An 18,735-nucleotide genomic window follows, 5' to 3' on the forward strand; every position below is an offset into this window, starting at 1 on the left:
TTAACTTCCACGGTAAGTTGAGTAACCGTAAGCGGTTAATAGCAATGGAATGTGATAATGACTACCGCTGCCATCGACGGTAAACACGATATCGACGTATGGATAGAATCCTTGCTCGTTATTGGCATCGAAATAACTTTGGGTATCAAAGTGCATGCGGTAAGTGCCAGCATCTAGTACAACGGTATCGGCCAATAGACTACCGATACGACCATCATCATTCGTCACACCAGCTGACATTTCCTGCCAATCATCGCCAACTTTAATAAAAAGTGTAATTGGAACATTCGCCGCCGGTGTGCCGCGAGTAGTATCTAAAATATGGGTAGTAATCTGACTCATTTTCAATTCCTTACGTCAATTTAGCTAATCGAATGTGAAAAATCTTACGCTGCTCTTCTGCGGCGTTACGTAGTTCCGTTGCGCGATCATTGCCAAGTCTTGCTTGCAATAACTCGTTCATCTCGGCGGCACTTTTACCTGTAGCGCAAACAATAAAAATGAAACCAAACTTAGCTTCATAATCACTGTTACCTTGCGCTAGGTCGTTAATAGTTTGCTCGTCGGCTTCACCCATTCCCGACTGTTCACCCGCTGCTAGGGCTTTAGTGTTGGCGTATTTAGCCCGCAAACTACTAACATCACCAATTTTCGGGTGTCCATCAAAGGCTTCTAAATAATCTTTTTCGTCTAACCCAATCCAGTGCTGGTTGGCAGCGTCGTAAAGTTCATCGGCGTTGTTGTACGGACGCGATGCCACCATTTTTCTCACCCAAGTGCTTGAGGTGCAGCACTGCATAAACGCATGAGTAGCGTCTTGTTCTGATTGTTTGTTGATGTCTAAATAATTCATTTTTCTCTTATTCTTCTAATTCTGACGATGTTAATTAGCGGTAACCTACGACATCAGGCTATGGAACAGTTTTGACGTGTGATGCCAACTGCCCGCCATTTATCGCCTTAAACTATGGAGCAATTTTGACGTGCGATTTAGTCCAATTTATTCAATGAGCAACGTCATTCGCACGCCAGTTACTTTTCTTTGCGTCGCCAAAGAAAAGTAACCAAAAGAAAGGCGACCCGAAAATTTATTGCTTATCTCAAATGAAAAATTGACTCTTCAATACCGTATTTTATCCGCATCTCGGCAACTGCTCCTGCGTTGCTCTAACTCCTGCATCCATGCAGTCGCCTGCGGCAAATACTCAAAAATCATCCCTGATTTTTGCATTGGTCAATTTGTAATTTGAGGCAATAAATAGCGGGAGTTTTCCACGCTTTCAGGCTTTCCTTTCCAATAAGTAACTAAATCGCTACGCGATACTCCCAAACAACCGCATGCGGCTAACGCCGCCGTCTGGGAAGATATTTAATCGAACATGAGTAAAGGCTGTTTCGTTATTACAAATTTCATCGATAAACAAATGTTCTCGGTCGGCAAATAACTTGGTGCGCTCGATAACTGGTTGCCACTGGGCGTCGCCCGCTAAAATAGCTTCATCGTCACTCACACAGCCTTCCAAACTAAAAGTGTCAGGAAAATTCCCTTTAAAATGAGCGGTATCGATGATGGCTTTTTTGATGACTCCTCGAGTCGCTAGTTTAACGATTGACCAATCAGGACCTGGATCACGACGGCGCTTTGTTTCCCAGCCGTCCCCCATGTTAACGCCGCGCCCAGGCATCAGTAGATTATTTTTATCGCTAAAAAACATGTCAGAACATAATAATGCCCGAGCGCCATTTTGGATGGACGCGAGATCGATCAATTCACCTGCCACAAAATTATTCATGTCTAATTGAGGGTAGCCATACACGCGAAGACGAGCAACACCACCATCAGGGAACATGGTAAGACGAACATGAGTCCACACTTTATCGCAGTTTACTTCAAACAGATTTTGACTATGAGCATCGGTATCACTTTGTTTAACCAATACTGTCCACTGCGCATTGTCAATATCACCAATACAATGAGTAGCCTCTAGCATAATCGATTGCGGCGCATTGCCTTTAAAGTGATTAGTATCGACATCAATACCACGAATGACGCCAGCTACACCTAAACGCAATATACACCAATCTTCATCGCGACCACTTCCGTTGCCATGAGTTCGGCCGTAGCTACGGCGAGATTCCCAGCCGTCCATCCATTTGCCGCGATCAGTATATTTATCGTCGATAAATACACCGCGTCCTGGTTTGATAAGATTTTCCATTTCGGCAAAAAAGTCATCGCTACATGCTAGCGTTTCACCGCCGAGGCGCGCCTGTGCTAAATCGACATAATGTTGCGTGAAGTATTGGTGTAACTGCTGCTGATTCATCTTATGTACTCTTCCTTTATTCTTCTTATAATTGATTAAACACGCCCTTTTAATAATGGTTGTCCAGTTGGTGATTCGCCAAATTCATCGTCGTGATAAATCTTTTCGCCGCGCAAGTATGTACTAATGACATTGCCGTCAACACGGCGTCCTGCGTATGGTGTAATGTTGTGCTTATGCTTGATCATTTCATTGGTGATGACATAACCTGCCTTGTCGTCAAAAATGACAAAGTCAGCATAAAACCCCGCTTTGATGTAACCTTTGATGTGATCCATCCCGATAAATTCAGCGGTTTTTTCAGACATCCAACGCGTAATATCAATTAAATCATACCCTTGAATTTTCGCTTCAGTCCAAATCAATGGCAGACCAAATTGTAAGGCTGAAATACCGCCCCATGCTTTTTCAATGTCACCAGTATCAATGTGCTTCAACTCTGGTGTACACGGCGAATGATCTGACACAATAAAATCAATCACGCCATCTTTAAGCCCACGCCATAATCGCTGACGATTATCTTCTTCACGGATCGGCGGACAACATTTAAATAACGTTTTCCCATCGGGAATACTTTCAGCCGCTAGCGTTAAATAATGGGGACAGGTTTCAATGGTCAAGCTTATTCCTTCACCACGCGCTGACTCAATACTTGCTATCGCTTCGCTACTCGATAAATGAACGATGTGTACAGGACACTCAAGACCTTGTGCTTTAACCTCGCGATTTAAATCAATCATCATGTCGATGGCATTGTTTTCCCACGACTTAGGACGAGAATCTAAAAAGCTTTTATATGCTTTGGTAATTTGTGCCGGTGGCGCACCACAATCTAGTTCAGCATGAATCAAATAAGGTGCATTGTATTTGGCAAGAATTGGCATTGCTTGGCGTAAATCCTCCGCCTTCATTGGCTGAAACTCTTCAATGCCCGAATCAATTAAGAATGACTTACAGCCCAATACGCCCGCATTAAGCAACTCATCAAGATCGCCAATACTGTCTGGCACAACACCTCCCCAAAAACCGCAATCAACCCATAGTTTATCATCGACGCTATCAAGCTTTTCTTGGAAAGACGCTTTGTTGATGGTCACTGGAATGCAATTAAGTGGCATATCAACCAAGGTCGTAATGCCACCAGCCGCCGCAGCTTGAGTAGCCGTATTAAAACCTTCCCACTCAGTGCGTCCTGGCTCGTTAATATGAACATGAGAATCCACCAAACCGGGCATTACAACTAAATCACCGACATTATCGATACAGCAACCTAGGGCCGCGTCATAAGCGTGAATGTCTTTAATAATGCCATTTTTAACTTCAATTTGTGCGGGTACTATGGCGCCATCAATAACACAACGTGAGCTTTTCAAAGCGAAGTGGTTGTCGGGAAATTTAATCATTTGTTTCCTCTTGTTCTTTGTTTTTTATAGTTGGTACAGTTGCTGAATGATCAAGCAGTTGCTGAATGATCAAGCATTTGCTTAAGTTCATCCCACTGTACACCTTGCTTATGAGGCACAGGCGTAAGTTCTTGTTGATACAAATTAATCACCTGGCCAACGATAGACACAGCCACTTCCATTGGTCGTTTGCCAGGTACATCACTTAGTCCAACAGGACAGGTGATACTAGCAATCTGCTCATCGCTAAAACCACGATGACTAAAACGCTGCTTAAAACGTTTCCATTTTGTATCTGAGCCAATCAAACCAATGTATTTAGCATCGCCGCGTTTTAAAATGGCGCTGGTGATATCAAAATCTCGCTGATGATTGTGAGTCAAGATGATGTAATAGCTATTAGGCGGCATACTAGCGACTTCATCGCTAGGTACATCACTGCCGATATGATGCGTATTACGCGCCTTGTGCACAGGAAATAAATCACTGCGTTCATCCACCCAATGTAGGTTTACAGGCAATCCAGCAAGTATTGGCGTGATTGCATGGCCAACATGACCAGCACCAAACATCATGATATTAATATTAGTATTAACAAAGGTTTCAAACAGCACACTTGTGCTACCGCCACAACATTGACCAAGTTTAGCACTTAATGGAAAGTGCTCGATTTTCTGACCACTTTGCCCATCACGAATGAGCTGCTGGGCAATTTGCGTTACCTTGTGTTCAAGATGACCACCACCAATGGTGTCAAAGGTAGCGCTATCGCTAACCACCATTTTTGTGCCGCTATCACGCGGCGCTGAACCACGCACACCTAACAAGGTCACTAATACGTAACTTTTTCCTTGTTGTGACAACTGTTGTGCGGCTTCTAACCAATGGCTGTTTGGAGTCATACTCATGAGACAATTACCTCAATTAATCCTGTTGCATTTGCATTACAGCATCTAACACCCGCTCAGGTGTCGCTGGTGTATGTAGTACAGGGCTTTGCTTGTAATTTGATACCGATGAAATTGCGTCACGCATTGCAGACCACACTGATATGGCTAACATAAATGGCGGTTCACCGACGGCTTTCGAATTATAAATCGTCGCTTCGCGATTAGGCTCGTTTTGTAGCAATTCAACGTTGAAGTGCTCAGGCATATCGGCAATTGCAGGGATCTTATAAGTTGCAGGGCCATTAGAAAGTAGACGGCCTTGCTCATTCCACATCAACTCTTCTGTGGTTAACCACCCCATACCTTGAACGAACGCACCTTCAATTTGCCCCAAATCGATTGCAGGGTTTAGTGAATCACCGACATCGTGCAGTACATCAACACGTTCGATCTTGTATTCACCGGTTAGCGTATCAATCACCACTTCTGAACAAGATACACCATTGGCGTAATAGAAGAACGGACGGCCATGTGCTTGTTCACGGTTGTAGTGGATTTTTGGCGTTTTGTAAAAGCCAGTAGACGACAATGACACTCGGTTTAAATACGCAAGCTGAACTAACTCAGCAAAGGCCATTATCTTTGCATCGCCAATATGAACTTGATTATCTTTAAAGACGACTTCTTCAGGGGTTACTTCAAAGTGCTCACTGGCAAAGTCCACTAAACGGCCACGAATAGTTTTCGCTGCCGCCTGCGCCGCTTTACCATTTAAATCGGTGCCAGATGACGCTGCTGTCGGCGAGGTATTGGGCACCTTGTCGGTACGAGTTGCGGTTACCAAAATATTGTCGATATTCACTTGGAATTCTTGGGCAACAACTTGTGCTACCTTGGTGTTTAAACCTTGGCCCATTTCAGTACCACCGTGATTCAATTGAATCGAACCGTCGGTATATAAATGAATTAACGCGCCCGCTTGATTAAGATGCTGCACGGTGAATGAAATACCGAATTTAACAGGCGTTAGCGCGATGCCTTTCTTAATAAACTGATTTTCTTGATTAAATTGAGTAATGGCAGCGCGGCGTGCTTGATAGTCACAGTCGTTTTCAAGCTTGTCGATCATCATTGGCAGAATGTTTTGCTCAACAGTTTGACCGTAATGAGTCACATTGCGCTCATCTTGACCGTAAAGATTAAGCTTGCGAACTTCTAGCGGATCTTTACCTACTTTACGCGCAATATCATCCATCACGCCTTCAATAGAAATCATCCCTTGTGGGCCACCAAATCCACGATAAGCGGTGTGAGATACGGTATTGGTTTTACAACGATTGCCAACGACATTAGCATGCTCTAGAAAGTAAGCATTATCGCTGTGGAACATCGCTCTATCGACAATGGCATCTGATAAATCAGGCGAATAGCCACAATTACCATTGATGGTAAAGTCGATTCCTTTCACTAACCCTTCGCTATCAAAACCAACATCGTAGGTATTTTCAAACGGGTGACGTTTACCTGTTGCTGTCATATCATCATGACGATTAAGGCGCATTTTAACGCTGCGACCAGTTTTGTTAGCCAGCAGCGCTGCAAGACATGCCCAAGGAGCCGCTTGCGTCTCTTTACCACCGAAACCACCGCCCATACGACGCATATCGATAACGACTTTATTAAATGAAATACCTAGCACTTCCGCCACTAGAATTTGTACTTCCGATGGATGCTGGCTTGATGAATACACAATCATGCCGCCTTCTTCCGTTGGCTCGGCAACTGAAATCTGGCTTTCTAAATAAAAATGCTCTTGGCCGCCGATTTGCAGCTCACCTGATAGTTTGTTCTCACTTTGGCTAATCGCCGTTTTTGCATCGCCGCGTGACTGAGTATGTGTCGGACGTACAAAGTTTTGCTTTGCTAATGCATCCTTTACTGACAATACCGGTGCTAGCTCTTGATATTCAATGTCTGCAAGCTTGGCTGCTTTTACAGCCGCTTCATGAGATGTTGCGGCAACGGCGAACATCGCCTGTCCCATAAACTCAACTTTTTCTTCAACTAAAACAGGGTCGCCACCAAACACAGGACCAATATCCACTTTACCCGGCACATCACCACTGGTAATCACAGCGACTACACCTGGATAGGCTTTCACTTTCGATAAATCCATCGCTGTAACGATGCCGTGAGCAATAGTACTTTGCCCGATAGCGCCATGAAGCTGATCAGCACGTTCACCGCGATCGTCGATGTAAACTGCTTTGCCGCTTACGTGTTTATCAGCGCTTTCATGTTTGTGTGAAACGCCAACTTTGCCAGCCACCTTGCTCGACTCTTTCGTCGGTAAATCAACTAATTTACGCATATTGCACAACTCCCGTATTAGTTTGTGGCTGAGAAATTTCAATAAAGGCTTTTTGCAATAGGTTTTGCGCAACCGTCATACGGTAATCTTTCGACGCACGTACATCGCTCATTGGCGTATAATCATTAGCAAGCTGCGCTTTGGCAGCGTCGATGGTCGCCTGCGTAAATGGCTGACCGTTTAAGGCTTGCTCACAGTGCATTGCACGGGCAGGAATGCCCGCCATACCGCCAAAGGCGACACGTGCTTTAGTAATCACATCATTTTCAATGGTTAAATTAAAAGTGGCTAATACCGCTGAGATATCATCGTCGAAACGCTTAGAAATTTTATATACCTTAAGCTGCGGTGCCTTGCTAACAGGCTTAGGGATTTCAATGCTTTCAATAAATTCACTGGTTTTCTGTGACGTCACCTTGTAATCAACAAAGTAATCTTCAATGGCGATTTGACGTACAACATCGCCACAACGCAGATTCAATTTAGCATCAAGGGCAATCAACACTGGCGGTGTGTCACCAATTGGTGAAGCATTCCCAACATTGCCACCCAGCGTACCTTGGTTGCGAATTTGTAATGAACCAATGCGCTCAATCATGTCGCCAAATTCAGGATAATGGATAGCAAGATGTGGCGTAAACTCGCTATATGGCAGTGCAGCGCCGACAACAAATTTATCATCATGCTCTTCAAATGTTTGCAGCTCAGGTACATTGCCAACATAAACAATGGTGCCAAGTTGTTTGTGCATTTGCGTAATTTCAAGCACGATATCCGTGCCACCAGCCACTAAACGCGCCTGTGGGTTATCCAGCATGATTTGGCTCAGCTGCGACAGACTTAATGGACTGAATGCTTGCTGTGCACCATCGTTAAACTCTTTATTAAGAGAAAGTTGGGCCATAGTATGTCTAGCAATGCTGTTTAGCGTCGCGATAGTTTGCGCAACGTTACGATCAAATTGATCCGCCCCGTGATTTTTTGCCGCTGCCGCCGCATCAACAATTGCGCGATAACCAGTACAACGACAAAGGTTGCCCGCAAGGGCTTCTAATGTTTGGTGCTTACTTGGATCAGGGAAATTCTTATGCAGCGCAAACAGCGACATAATAAAGCCTGGTGTACAAAAGCCACATTGTGAGCCGTGAAAATCAACCATCGCCTGCTGTACAGGATGCAAACGGTCGCCATCTTCTAAATCTTCAACCGTGATAAGTTGTTTACCATGCAAACTCGGTAACAAGCTAATACAGGCATTTAAGCTCTTATAGCGCAGCTTGCCAGCAACAGCTTCTGCAATCACTACGGTACAGGCACCACAGTCACCAGAAGCACATCCTTCTTTGGTGCCGCTCTTGTGCTGGTGCTGTCTTAAATATTGTAAAATCGTCGTATTAGGATCGATGTCACTCAACGTCGTTAGCTGATCGTTGAGCAAGAACTGGATCTGATTATTAATCATTGCTATATCGCTCTTATTACCACTCACAATGCTAACTTCTTAGTGAGTTAGTCTGGTGGCATTATAATTTTATAAATCTGACATAAGTGTCAAGTATTTTAAAGATAGGGGAATTATTGATGTGAGTCAATATTGGCAAATAGGCAGCCTAAGTGATAGCGGTAAACTGTGATACGAATCGATAAATAGAGTATTAATTTATCCTTCGATCAGTCAATGGCAAATACATTACCAATATATACCAGGTAGAATACATTAAATCACTGAACAATCTGTTCATTGATTATTAATTATCAGCTAGTTACACTCCTTTTTCGGCGCTAAGTAAGATAAAGGAATATCATGAATAAAACCTATGCATTCACTATCATCAGTGTAATCATTGCCTCAATTGGTACGACATTACTCATGTCTCGATCGCCTTCCCAATCGATAACTGACGAAGGCGTTCATGACAAAGGTGTGCTAAGTAAAGCTCAACCTAATACTCAAGCAGCCAACAACGCAGTAATAAATAATGAGCTCCCGTCTCAAGCCGAGAAATTAGAAGACGCACCTCAAGCCAACAAAGCAATTCCACAAGCTGACATTGATAAGTTCTTGGCTTCAAAGGCATTTGACTCATCAGCTAATTTTGATAACGCATTTATCTCTGATGATGTGGTTTCTAGCAGCGCATTACGCACAGTTTTTGGCACTCAGGATTTTTCCCGTGTGATAGAAAAGATCCGTACACTAGATAACGATCACACCAACGTCCAAAATGAGGAAAATCTGTATGCCCAGTTTAGTAAATTAATTGGAGAAAAATTTTATGCTGAAAACTACGCCTGTAGTGGAAAAGTATGCCTTATTGAGTTTAACTATAATGGAGCAGAGGTAGCCCAAGTACAGTTAGAAAAAATGCGAAACTTTGGCAGCAACCATTCTTTTTCAAGTTATTCACCGAGCGATAACGAAGACATGATTTATCGAGGACTATTCATTGCCACTGATGATCCATCAACGTTGACAATGAGCAGAGACTGATCCTGTAACAATATCAAAACGCTTAACAGGTTACTCGATAATACACATTGTCCTTATCAATACTAAAACCCAATGAGTTATATAATGCTTGTGCGCGTGTGTTGGTCATTTCAGTTTTAAACTCAATACGAATCGCGCCCGATTTTTTCGCAAATTCAAGCGCACCATTCATTAGCACTTTAGCTAAACCGCGGCCACGAAATTGACAGGATACCGCATGGTCATTTAAAAGCCAGATAGGTTTCAGCGCCAAAGTAGAGTAACTGGGGGATATATACTAAATCAACTTCAAAGTGCAGTTTTTAATATTTGAAAATTATCATTGATCGTATCGTCAAGTGTATTGGCAATATCGGGTAATGTTGACTCAAAAAAATCGCTAATACGCCGTCGAAACTCTTTAGTACTTGAAAAATATTGGCTATTTCTCGCATTTTTGTTCATTACCTTCCATAGCCGTTCTATTGGGTTTAAATTAGGACTATAGGGTGGTAAATAATGTAACTTGATATTGAGCTTTTCGGCTTCATCAATCACTATCTGATTACGGTGATAACCAGCACCATCAAGAACCATATGAAGCATACCGCTCGTCTGATAATTGGCTCTGACTTCATTTAAAAAATCAACGATAGATTCACCGTTGACTGTCTTATTATATTGCCTTATCACTGCTTCCTCTAAGTGACCCAATCGGATAGCTCCCACTACATTAATTCGTGTTCGACTTCCTGTGGTTTTAATGGGTTTATTTTCCCCTTTTTTAATCCAGCCTGCCGTGATTTTTGTCGCTTGTGTTGGATGAACAGCATCCATAAACAAGATTGGCTCATTAGGAGCCAGCGTTGATTTAAGCTGGTTATAATGTGCGATAAAAGCTGCTTGCTTTTCCTCATCAAAATTATGAGGAACGCCTTTGGGCTTTTTATAACTAAAGCCATGCTGATGTAACCATTTATTGAGACCAGGCACCGTGTATTTAATGTCGTACTCACTCTCAATATGATCAAGTATTTGATGGCTATGTAGGTAAGTTACTTCACACAGGTGTGCAATTAACTGTTGCGTTTGCTGATGATTAAGATAACTAGTAGAGCCGCCGCTGTTGATGGTTAATTTTTCACGACGAATGTAGTCATCAATATATCTAACAACTGACGTTTCGTGAATGCGTAACGCTTGAGCAATCATTGGCGAAGACCAGCCTTCGTCACGCAATAGAATAGCTTTAATTCGATCGCACTCACGCTTATCTCTCGCTTTTTTATGTCGAGATTCTAACGTTTCTTTTTGAATGTCGGTGAGAGCAATCTTTTTCATGTGACTATCATGATCTCATTAGCTAAAAAATCAAGCACTTTCAATGATCACGGGTATAGATCAACAAATCCCATGATCTGTTGGGATTGTTGTTCTATCACCAACAACATCACAGATTTATTATCTTTGATAAGATGAGTAAGAAACGCTTGTGTTTCTCTTTCTTGAGAATCAAAACCACAAAATTTTCAATACTCTTCCATAATAGGAATAATTGCTTGAACGTGAGTTAATTGTGCTGGGACAAGTGTCATTATTTTACTTGCTCCATTAAGCTATCCATCCCCTTACTTACACCAAAGACATCTTTAGCATCAAAGCCTACAGTCACATGGAAGTCTTTATTTTTGAGGCCATGTTGCTTGCGAACTTGCTGCGCTTTTTCAGATGAAGTCACCACAAAAAAAGTGCGGCCAGCGTCTTTACTCGCTGTACCCAAGCCTTCAAATTTAAAGGTAATTTCAGGCAGCTTACTGACATCGATATTCTTTACGTTCGGGTACTCAAAGGGATTAATGAGTGTTATATGAAAACTATGATGATCTCGTTTGGCCTGCCCTGCTCGAAAAGTATTAAATTTTTCGTCTCCTAAATGTACTTTTAGCTGTGCTAAATATGGCGAAATTAGCTTTTTATCAACGTCATATCCGATATATACTAATCCTGAATTATCTTTTAATTGAGATGCCTTTAACGTATGAATACTGCTTTCAACGACAGAGCTTGATGCAAGGGCTGATAACGGAGAAAGAAATGCTAAGGAAATAGCAAATGATTTAATTATTGATTTCATAAAGTTCCTAAAGGCTATGCGCCCATTATATTTTGTCCACAAACACGAATAGTATTGCCATTAATGCTTTGAGCATTGGGTGATGCTAAAAAGGCAATGGTATGTGCTACATCACTTGGTAACCCCCCTTGTGAAAGAGAACACAAACGGCGACCGAAATGTCGTGTCATCAGGGGGATTTTAGCGGTCATCTCTGTTTCAATAAAGCCAGGAGCCACAGCGTTGATGGTTATTTGTGCCTCTTGTTGTTTTAGTTTTTGTGCTGTTGATTCAACTAATCCAATAATGCCCGACTTAGAAGCTGCATAATTCACTTGCCCAACATTGCCTGCGATGCCACTAATTGAGGCAACACAAATGATTTTGGCTTGTGGCGATAAACAATCGTTGTTCAAGAAAAAGTTATTCATATTAGCGACCGATGACAGATTAATATCGATAACTGATTGCCATTGTTGCTCAGACATTAGCTTTAACGTTTTGTCACGGGTTATTCCGGCGTTATGAACAACAATATCGAGCGGTTGAGTCAACTGTTGATTAATTTGTGAAGCGGCATCATTGGCGGTGACATCCAGTAAAATTGATTGACCATTGATAGCTGTTATTTGATTAGTTAGCGCATCTTTTGCCTGAGGAATATCTAAACCTATAACCGTAGCGCCATCCGCTGCTAGAATATTGGCGATTGCAGCGCCTATACCTCTGCTAGCACCGGTAACTAAAGCGGTTTTACCTTTGAGCGGCTGTTGCCACTCTTGCAAAGAATGTTCATCAGTAACCCAATCTGCCGTCACTATTTGGCCGCTAACAAAAGAACTTTTATCAGAGATAAAGAACCTCAGTGGTGACGCAATATTTTTTTCGCAAACCTTATTCGTATAAACAAGATTTGCAGTGCAGCCCCTTCGTCCAACCTCCTTGGCAATAGATTTTACAATTCCCACTAAAGCACGCTGTGCAGCAGCCTCTTCAATACTCATATCAGACTTAATAACACGACCTAGAACGATAATACGTCCGTTACTGGCCAAATTACCTAGTTGTTGATGGAAGAATTCATGACACTGTATTAATTGTTCTGGCGATGAAATATCCGTTGCATCAAAAATCAATGCTTGTGCTTTTTGATGTGTATTAGTCGATGATTGACTTGCAACAGATACTTCACTTTCAACAAAACAGGCTTTTATTTTATCTAAATGTTTCTCGTGACTTATCAGGATAGATAATTTAACTAGCGCATCACCTAATTTATAGCGAGCCAGCTTTGGAGGAATCGTCAAACCAATTACTGAAAACAATGACTTACCCAATTGACTATGGGAGAAATTAAGATAAGAATCTTTCACGAATACCTCATTACATTATGTTGTCATACCAGATAGAAGAGCACCTTAACGCAATCACAGAAATAGCGCCATAATCTTTCATTAATCAGTATTTTTATGGAAAACAGAACCTACACAAAGCTACTTTTTGATCTAAATCAAAAAACGCATCGCCTTATAAGAAATTAACCGTTAATCTGGTCTGTTAGCTGAGTAAAAATATTCCTTTCTCTTTGGATACTTATTATGACTAGGGTCTGTTGAGCTGTCTGATCGCGCAATCACAGTAACAGCAGGGTCAATGCACGCGCTTGAAGCCGCTGACAAGCAAGTGGCGCAAACTAATCATGCAAAAGATAACCTCGACTCAATGAGCAATAGCATTCACAACGTCGTAGAGACAGTCCGTCAAACAGAAGACAATTCAAAAGCAACGGTAGAGTTATCGGAACGTGGCCGCCAAGCAGTGCAAAACGTTGCAACAGAAATTGAGAAAATTTCGACCACTGTTAAAGCGACGGTTTCTCAAGTTAATGTATTACGAGCACGTGAAATTGGTGACATCATTAATGTTATCCGCGGCATTTCAGAACAAACAAATTTACTTGCATTAAACGCCGCTATTGAAGCCGCACGCGCAAGGGAATAAGGTCGAGGGTTTGCTGTAGTCGCCGATGAAGTGCGTCAATTAGCACAACGTACTGGCGATGCCACAGGTGAAATTGATACCATTTTAGTTAATTTTAACAAGTACAAGTGGGCAAATATTTAATGCAATTGGTATCAAGCAAGATATCGACTACTTTAAGGTTTAAACACACCAATCACTTCGGTTGGCTGCACAGCTGCTTTGGCAACTTTGTCGTCAACCTGAGATTGTTTATGCCCACAGTCAACACATTCAATCTTTTCAACATCATTTTCTTTATACAATTTTAAAGTATCTTGTTCACCACATTTAGGACATTTCGCACCAGCAATAAAGCGTTTTTTACGTTGTATCGACATAATAAAATTCTCATTCTTACAATGGCGGCTACTTTAGCACAACATGCTATCGATTAGGACGCGATTGCGCTATCATCCGCGTAATTTATTTTTTAGATGTTGTGTCATGATTGTCATTAAAGATTTGCAATTGCTTCGTGGTGGAAAAGAGCTATTAAAGAGTGCTAACGCCACTATCTACCCTGGTGCCAAAGTTGGCTTAGTCGGTGCGAACGGCTGTGGTAAGTCGAGCTTATTCGCCTTAATGCGTGGTGTTATTCACCAAGATCAAGGTGATTTCTCATTTCCAAGCCAGTGGCAAATGGCATGGGTAAAACAAGAGACACCATCGATGGAGAGCAGTGCTTTAGACTACTGTATCGACGGCGATGTGCAATACCGTGAATTCGAGACACGCCTAACGGCGGCAGAAGAAAGTGACAATGGCCAAGAAATAGCTGAAATGCACGCCGCTATCGACAATATCAACGGTTATAGCATTGCAGCTCGTGCTGGCGAGTTACTACATGGTTTAGGTTTTAGCGACAACCAATTATCACTGCCAGTTTCAAGCTTTTCTGGTGGTTGGCGCATGCGTTTAAATCTTGCTCAAGCCCTACTGTGTCGCTCAGATCTATTATTACTTGATGAACCCACCAATCACCTCGATTTAGACACCGTATTATGGCTTGAAAAATGGTTGCAAAACTATCAAGGCACACTTGTACTGATATCTCATGATCGTGATTTTCTTGATAACGTCGTTAATCAAATCGTTCACGTTGAGCAGCAGACTACCTTTAGTTACAGCGGTAACTACAGCGCTTTCGAGCGTCTGCGTAGTGAGAAGTTAGCATTACAACAAAGCATGCATGAAAAACAAGTGAAAGAAAAAGCACACATGCAGGCGTTTGTTGACCGTTTTCGTTACAAGGCGAGTAAAGCAAAACAAGCCCAAAGTCGATTAAAAGCCTTAGAAAAGTTAGAAGAAATAGGTCCTGCTCACGTCGATAGTCAATTTAGTTTTAAGTTTTTTAAGCCAGACCAATTGCCATCACCGCTTATCCAAATGGAAAAATTATCAGCTGGTTATGGCGATGTACAGATTTTAAAATCAATCAAACTCAATCTGGTACCCGGCTCTCGCATTGGCTTACTCGGTCGTAATGGCGCCGGTAAATCAACGCTTATTAAGTTGCTTGCCGGAGAGATTGAGCAGCAGTCAGGAAAGATCGTCCAAGCAGGCGATTTAAAGATTGGTTATTTTGCCCAGCATCAACTGGATTCGTTGCGCAAACAAGACACAGCCCTTGAACATATGGTGCGCTTAGCACCCGATAAATCAGAACAAGAACTTCGTAACTACCTAGGCAGTTTTGGCTTCATTGGCGATATGGCGATCACGCCAATTGCACCGTTTTCTGGTGGTGAAAAAGCGCGTCTAGCCTTGGCGATTTTAACATGGCAACGCCCTAACCTATTATTACTTGATGAACCAACCAATCATCTCGACTTAGAAATGCGGTTAGCCCTGACACTATCATTGCAAAACTTCACGGGTGCCATGGTTATCGTTTCTCATGATCGCCATTTATTGCGCGCGACCACCGATGATTTTTATTTAGTTGATAATAAACAGGTATTGCCATTTGATGGTGATTTGGAAGACTATCACGCATGGCTCAGCGAGCAGCAAAAAGAACAGAAAGCCGCTGATAAATTAGCAATATCATCGCAAAAATCAACCAGTGTAAAAGCAGTTCCTAACGTTGATAAAAAAGAATTAAAACGCTTACAGGCACAATTTAGAGCAACATTGTCCCCCATCAAAAAGCAATTCGATAAAATCGAAAAACAGATGGAAAAAAGCCAACAAGAATTAAGTGACATCGAAACACAGCTTAGTGATACTGATTTATATCTTGCGAAAAACAAATCAAAGCTAGCACCACTGCTCCAACATCAAGGTGAGCTTCGTTCGGCATTAGAAGACATCGAAATGGAATGGTTTGAACTCCAAGAGCAGCTTGAAGAGAAACAAACCGCTTTTGATAAGAGCTTGGAAAGTTAACGCATGGATATCAATATCGATACTTCAGATAAGATTAAATTAGACAGTGAAGCGTTATGGCAATATAGCCTTGGTGCTTACGATCAAGTAAAAGATCTTGTATTAAAACTGCAAGATGATTACGGATTAAACGTCAATTTACTGTTGCTGTCAGGCTATGCGCAAACGTTAGGCTGCGCCATCGATGAATTTGATATGCACAGCCTCGTGACACAAACCAAACAATGGCAAACCGCCATCACCAAACCTTATCGCGAATTGCGCCGTGAGCTTAAAGACACCATCACATCACAGCAATATCAAGCAATGTTAACGGTTGAATTGGCATTAGAACGGGAAGAACAATGGCGACTGACTCAGTGCTTGCCTGAACTCCCACCACACAATGTAGAAGCACAAGCGAATATCCTAAGCTGTTTAATTGTCTCCGGCGTACCGCTTGAATTACTTTCCCAAGACGATTTAGCTAGCCTGTATGCTATAGGCCAACGAGTTGAGCATTAATATGACTGACGATTCTACATTTTCATTAGTAATTCTAGCTGCTGGCCTTGGGTCGCGATTTGGTGGCAACAAACCCCTTGCTGGATTTGGCGAGCACAATATTACCTTGTTAGAACTTAATATTTTCAATGCCTACCAAGCGGGTTGCCGACATGCAGTCCTCATCATCGCACCCGGTGCACAATCCATCTTTGACCAGCACTTTTCCAATAAATTACCCAGCGATTTAGCCATTGAATACGCGGAACAACGCGCCGATGATTTACCCAATAATCAAGCGCTGACAGGGCGTAAAAAACCGCTAGGAACTGCTCATGCGCTGTGGAGCTGCCGCCATTTAATTAAAAATGGCTTTGTGGTTACCAATGGTGATGACTATTACGAAGCCAATGCGTTTATTGCCGCTAAACAACACTTTGCGCAATCAGTAAAACAATGGGCTATCGTTGCCTATGATGTCGGTAACACATTATCAAATTTTGGCGGCGTCAATCGCGGTTTATGCCAGTTGACTAACGAGAATTCGCTCGCTTCCATTACAGAGTGTTACAACATTGCGCAGCAATCAAATGTCATTCAAGGTGAAATCGACGGTAACAATATAACCTTAGAATCGTCACAGTTGGTTTCGATGAATTTTTGGTGCTTAACGCCAACCGTTTTTGATGCGTTAACGCAATTCATTACGCAGTTTATTGAGACGGCAAAAATTAACGACGAATGCCAACTTCCTGATGTGATTGAACAAGCACTGTCGCAACAGAAAATTTCCGTTTATCGCAGTGATTCACAATGGTTTGGATTAACCTATGCCGCGGACAAACAATGGGTTGCCAATCAATTAGATAACTTGCCAACACAAGAAGCCGCATTTTATCAGCAACGTGGTTAGCATCAATTGTGTGGTATTCGAATCGCTATTTATTTGCTATATTTACACCATGTTAAAGAGAGTCTTTATAGCTATAGATATTCATGTATAAACCCAGTCAATTTAAACCCGCGTGGTGGGCTAGAAATCCGCATGTGCAAACCATTTTTGCCGATCTTCTTACTAGCCGAAAAAAACCTGTTGGCACCCCTGAACGTTTAGAATTAGATGATGGAGATTTTGTTGATCTCATATGGACTCAAAAACTCGAACAGCAATATACCGGTCCGTTACTTGTACTTTTTCATGGTCTTGAAGGCTCTATAAAATCCCACTATGCGTATCGCTTATTAAAGTCTTTAAAAGATCATAACTGGCCTGGTGTGATGATGCATTTTCGTGGCTGCTCTGGTGAACCTAATCGCCTTCCTCGTGCTTATCACTCTGGTGAAACAGACGATCCTAGATATTTTATTGAATACTTAACGAAGCGATTTCCAAACGCAAAATTATTTGCGGCCGGCTACAGCCTTGGTGGAAATATGCTCCTGAAATACCTCGGTAAATATAAAGAGAACTCTCTATTATGTGGCGCGGCGGCTATCTCTCCACCTCTTGATTTATCAGCATGTGAAGTGCGATTAAAAACAGGATTCTCTCGTGTTTATCAACATCATCTCTTGTCACGAATGAAGCGTAATTTACGCAAGAAAGTCGAAATAATGCCTGAACTTATCTCAAAGCTTAAAATGGCAGATGGTGTTGACGGTATTTCGACGTTTAAAACCTTTGATGAACAAGTCACAGCGCCGCTTCATGGCTTTAAAAATGCTGATGATTACTACAAAAAGTGCAGTGCGATGCAGTTTCTTAACAACATCACTGTGCCAAGCCTAATATTGCATGCTAAAGACGATCCTTTTATGACTCACGCAGTGATCCCTGAGCCACACCAGTTATCAACTCAAATTGAATACGAGCTGACCAATAAAGGTGGTCATGTTGGTTTCATTGGTGGGAAGTTTCCTTGGCGTCCACACTTTTATGTAGAAAGCCGCATCGCCGAATTTTTTAAGAAGATATATCAAGCATGATAATTCCTGTTGATTCAATACCACCAGAAACGCTAGACAACATTATCAAAGAGCATGTGTTGCGTGAAGGCACTGACTACGGTGAACATGAAGTACCACTTGAAACGCAAATGCAACAGCTAAAACAACAACTTATTCGTCAAGAAATCGTATTAGTCTATTCAGAAATTCACGAGTCAGTTAATCTTTTACCAAAAGCTCAGTTTGATAATCAAAAGTAACGCCAGCGATTGACCTGACTCTTTTTTATTGGTTAACTGTGCGACTGACTTTAACATTTAG

The 18,735-nt window shown here is 42.1% G+C and carries 18 protein-coding genes and 1 pseudogene; 7 read left to right on the plus strand and 12 right to left on the minus strand.

Going from position 1 to position 18,735, the window contains the following annotated elements:
• The 7 genes from uraH to xdhA all read right to left on the minus strand — a co-directional run bounded on the left by uraH (position 1) and on the right by xdhA (position 8,453).
• Positions 1-342, minus strand: coding sequence for a hydroxyisourate hydrolase (uraH, locus tag ACMAZF_RS16690; protein ID WP_435274866.1), 342 nt, complete (start codon positions 340-342; stop codon positions 1-3).
• Between the two features lie 10 nt (positions 343-352).
• Positions 353-853 carry a 2-oxo-4-hydroxy-4-carboxy-5-ureidoimidazoline decarboxylase gene (gene uraD, locus ACMAZF_RS16695; protein ID WP_435274867.1) on the minus strand — a complete coding sequence of 167 codons (501 nt, stop codon included), beginning with the start codon at positions 851-853 and terminating at the stop codon, positions 353-355.
• Between the two features lie 460 nt (positions 854-1,313).
• Complete coding sequence (gene alc, locus ACMAZF_RS16700; protein ID WP_435274868.1) at positions 1,314-2,327, minus strand: allantoicase; 1,014 nt, start codon at positions 2,325-2,327, stop codon at positions 1,314-1,316.
• Between the two features lie 35 nt (positions 2,328-2,362).
• Positions 2,363-3,730, minus strand: a complete 1,368-nt coding sequence (gene allB / locus ACMAZF_RS16705) for an allantoinase AllB (RefSeq protein ID WP_435274869.1) — start codon at positions 3,728-3,730, stop codon at positions 2,363-2,365.
• A 50-nt stretch (positions 3,731-3,780) separates the two neighbouring features.
• The gene (xdhC, locus tag ACMAZF_RS16710; RefSeq protein ID WP_435274870.1) at positions 3,781-4,638 is read right to left on the minus strand and encodes a xanthine dehydrogenase accessory protein XdhC; all 858 of its coding nucleotides are present in this window, start codon (positions 4,636-4,638) and stop codon (positions 3,781-3,783) included.
• 16 nt (positions 4,639-4,654) lie between these two features.
• Entirely contained in the window at positions 4,655-6,991 is a 2,337-nt protein-coding gene (gene xdhB / locus ACMAZF_RS16715) for a xanthine dehydrogenase molybdopterin binding subunit (RefSeq protein ID WP_435274871.1), read from the minus strand.
• Positions 6,984-8,453: a xanthine dehydrogenase small subunit gene (gene xdhA, locus ACMAZF_RS16720; protein WP_435274872.1), complete on the minus strand. Its 1,470-nt coding sequence runs from the start codon at positions 8,451-8,453 to the stop codon at positions 6,984-6,986. The genes xdhB and xdhA overlap by 8 nt, the downstream gene beginning before the upstream one ends.
• Before the next feature lie 342 nt (positions 8,454-8,795).
• On the opposite strand from xdhA, the gene ACMAZF_RS16725 reads away from it, so the two are divergent.
• Positions 8,796-9,482 carry a hypothetical protein gene (locus tag ACMAZF_RS16725; protein WP_435274873.1) on the plus strand — a complete coding sequence of 229 codons (687 nt, stop codon included), beginning with the start codon at positions 8,796-8,798 and terminating at the stop codon, positions 9,480-9,482.
• 22 nt (positions 9,483-9,504) lie between these two features.
• Here the strand turns inward: ACMAZF_RS16725 and ACMAZF_RS16730 are convergent, their stop codons facing one another.
• The 4 genes from ACMAZF_RS16730 to ACMAZF_RS16745 all read right to left on the minus strand — a co-directional run bounded on the left by ACMAZF_RS16730 (position 9,505) and on the right by ACMAZF_RS16745 (position 12,947).
• A complete protein-coding gene (locus tag ACMAZF_RS16730) occupies positions 9,505-9,735 on the minus strand; it encodes a GNAT family N-acetyltransferase (RefSeq protein WP_435274874.1) in 231 nt (76 codons plus the stop codon).
• Positions 9,736-9,770: 35 nt separating this feature from the next.
• Positions 9,771-10,802: an IS630 family transposase gene (locus ACMAZF_RS16735; protein ID WP_435274875.1), complete on the minus strand. Its 1,032-nt coding sequence runs from the start codon at positions 10,800-10,802 to the stop codon at positions 9,771-9,773.
• Between the two features lie 253 nt (positions 10,803-11,055).
• Complete coding sequence (locus tag ACMAZF_RS16740; RefSeq protein ID WP_435274876.1) at positions 11,056-11,595, minus strand: hypothetical protein; 540 nt, start codon at positions 11,593-11,595, stop codon at positions 11,056-11,058.
• Between the two features lie 14 nt (positions 11,596-11,609).
• On the minus strand, positions 11,610-12,947 hold the full coding sequence (locus tag ACMAZF_RS16745) for a 3-oxoacyl-ACP reductase (RefSeq protein WP_435274877.1): 1,338 nt from the start codon (positions 12,945-12,947) through the stop codon (positions 11,610-11,612).
• 349 nt (positions 12,948-13,296) lie between these two features.
• Between ACMAZF_RS16745 and ACMAZF_RS16750 the strand changes: the two are divergent.
• Positions 13,297-13,698, plus strand: a pseudogene (locus tag ACMAZF_RS16750) (methyl-accepting chemotaxis protein).
• A 32-nt stretch (positions 13,699-13,730) separates the two neighbouring features.
• On the opposite strand, the gene ACMAZF_RS16755 reads toward ACMAZF_RS16750, so the two are convergent.
• Positions 13,731-13,934 (minus strand): YheV family putative zinc ribbon protein, encoded by a 204-nt coding sequence (locus tag ACMAZF_RS16755; protein ID WP_435274878.1) that lies wholly within the window; start codon positions 13,932-13,934, stop codon positions 13,731-13,733.
• A 106-nt stretch (positions 13,935-14,040) separates the two neighbouring features.
• Between ACMAZF_RS16755 and ACMAZF_RS16760 the strand changes: the two genes are divergently transcribed.
• From ACMAZF_RS16760 to ACMAZF_RS16780, 5 genes are all read left to right on the plus strand, one after another.
• A complete protein-coding gene (locus tag ACMAZF_RS16760; protein WP_435274879.1) occupies positions 14,041-15,984 on the plus strand; it encodes an ABC transporter ATP-binding protein in 1,944 nt (647 codons plus the stop codon).
• Between the two features lie 3 nt (positions 15,985-15,987).
• Complete coding sequence (locus tag ACMAZF_RS16765) at positions 15,988-16,488, plus strand: TIGR02444 family protein (protein WP_435274880.1); 501 nt, start codon at positions 15,988-15,990, stop codon at positions 16,486-16,488.
• A 1-nt stretch (position 16,489) separates the two neighbouring features.
• Positions 16,490-17,380 (plus strand): nucleotidyltransferase family protein, encoded by an 891-nt coding sequence (locus ACMAZF_RS16770; RefSeq protein ID WP_435274881.1) that lies wholly within the window; start codon positions 16,490-16,492, stop codon positions 17,378-17,380.
• An 83-nt stretch (positions 17,381-17,463) separates the two neighbouring features.
• Positions 17,464-18,453 carry a hydrolase gene (locus ACMAZF_RS16775; RefSeq protein WP_435274882.1) on the plus strand — a complete coding sequence of 330 codons (990 nt, stop codon included), beginning with the start codon at positions 17,464-17,466 and terminating at the stop codon, positions 18,451-18,453.
• Complete coding sequence (locus tag ACMAZF_RS16780) at positions 18,450-18,674, plus strand: YheU family protein (protein WP_435274883.1); 225 nt, start codon at positions 18,450-18,452, stop codon at positions 18,672-18,674. Before ACMAZF_RS16775 ends, ACMAZF_RS16780 begins: the two co-directional genes overlap by 4 nt.
• Positions 18,675-18,735: the final 61 nt, after the last annotated feature.

Origin of the sequence: Psychrobium sp. nBUS_13 (assembly GCF_051201665.1) — a bacterium.
Classification (GTDB): Bacteria; Pseudomonadota; Gammaproteobacteria; order Enterobacterales; family Psychrobiaceae; genus Psychrobium.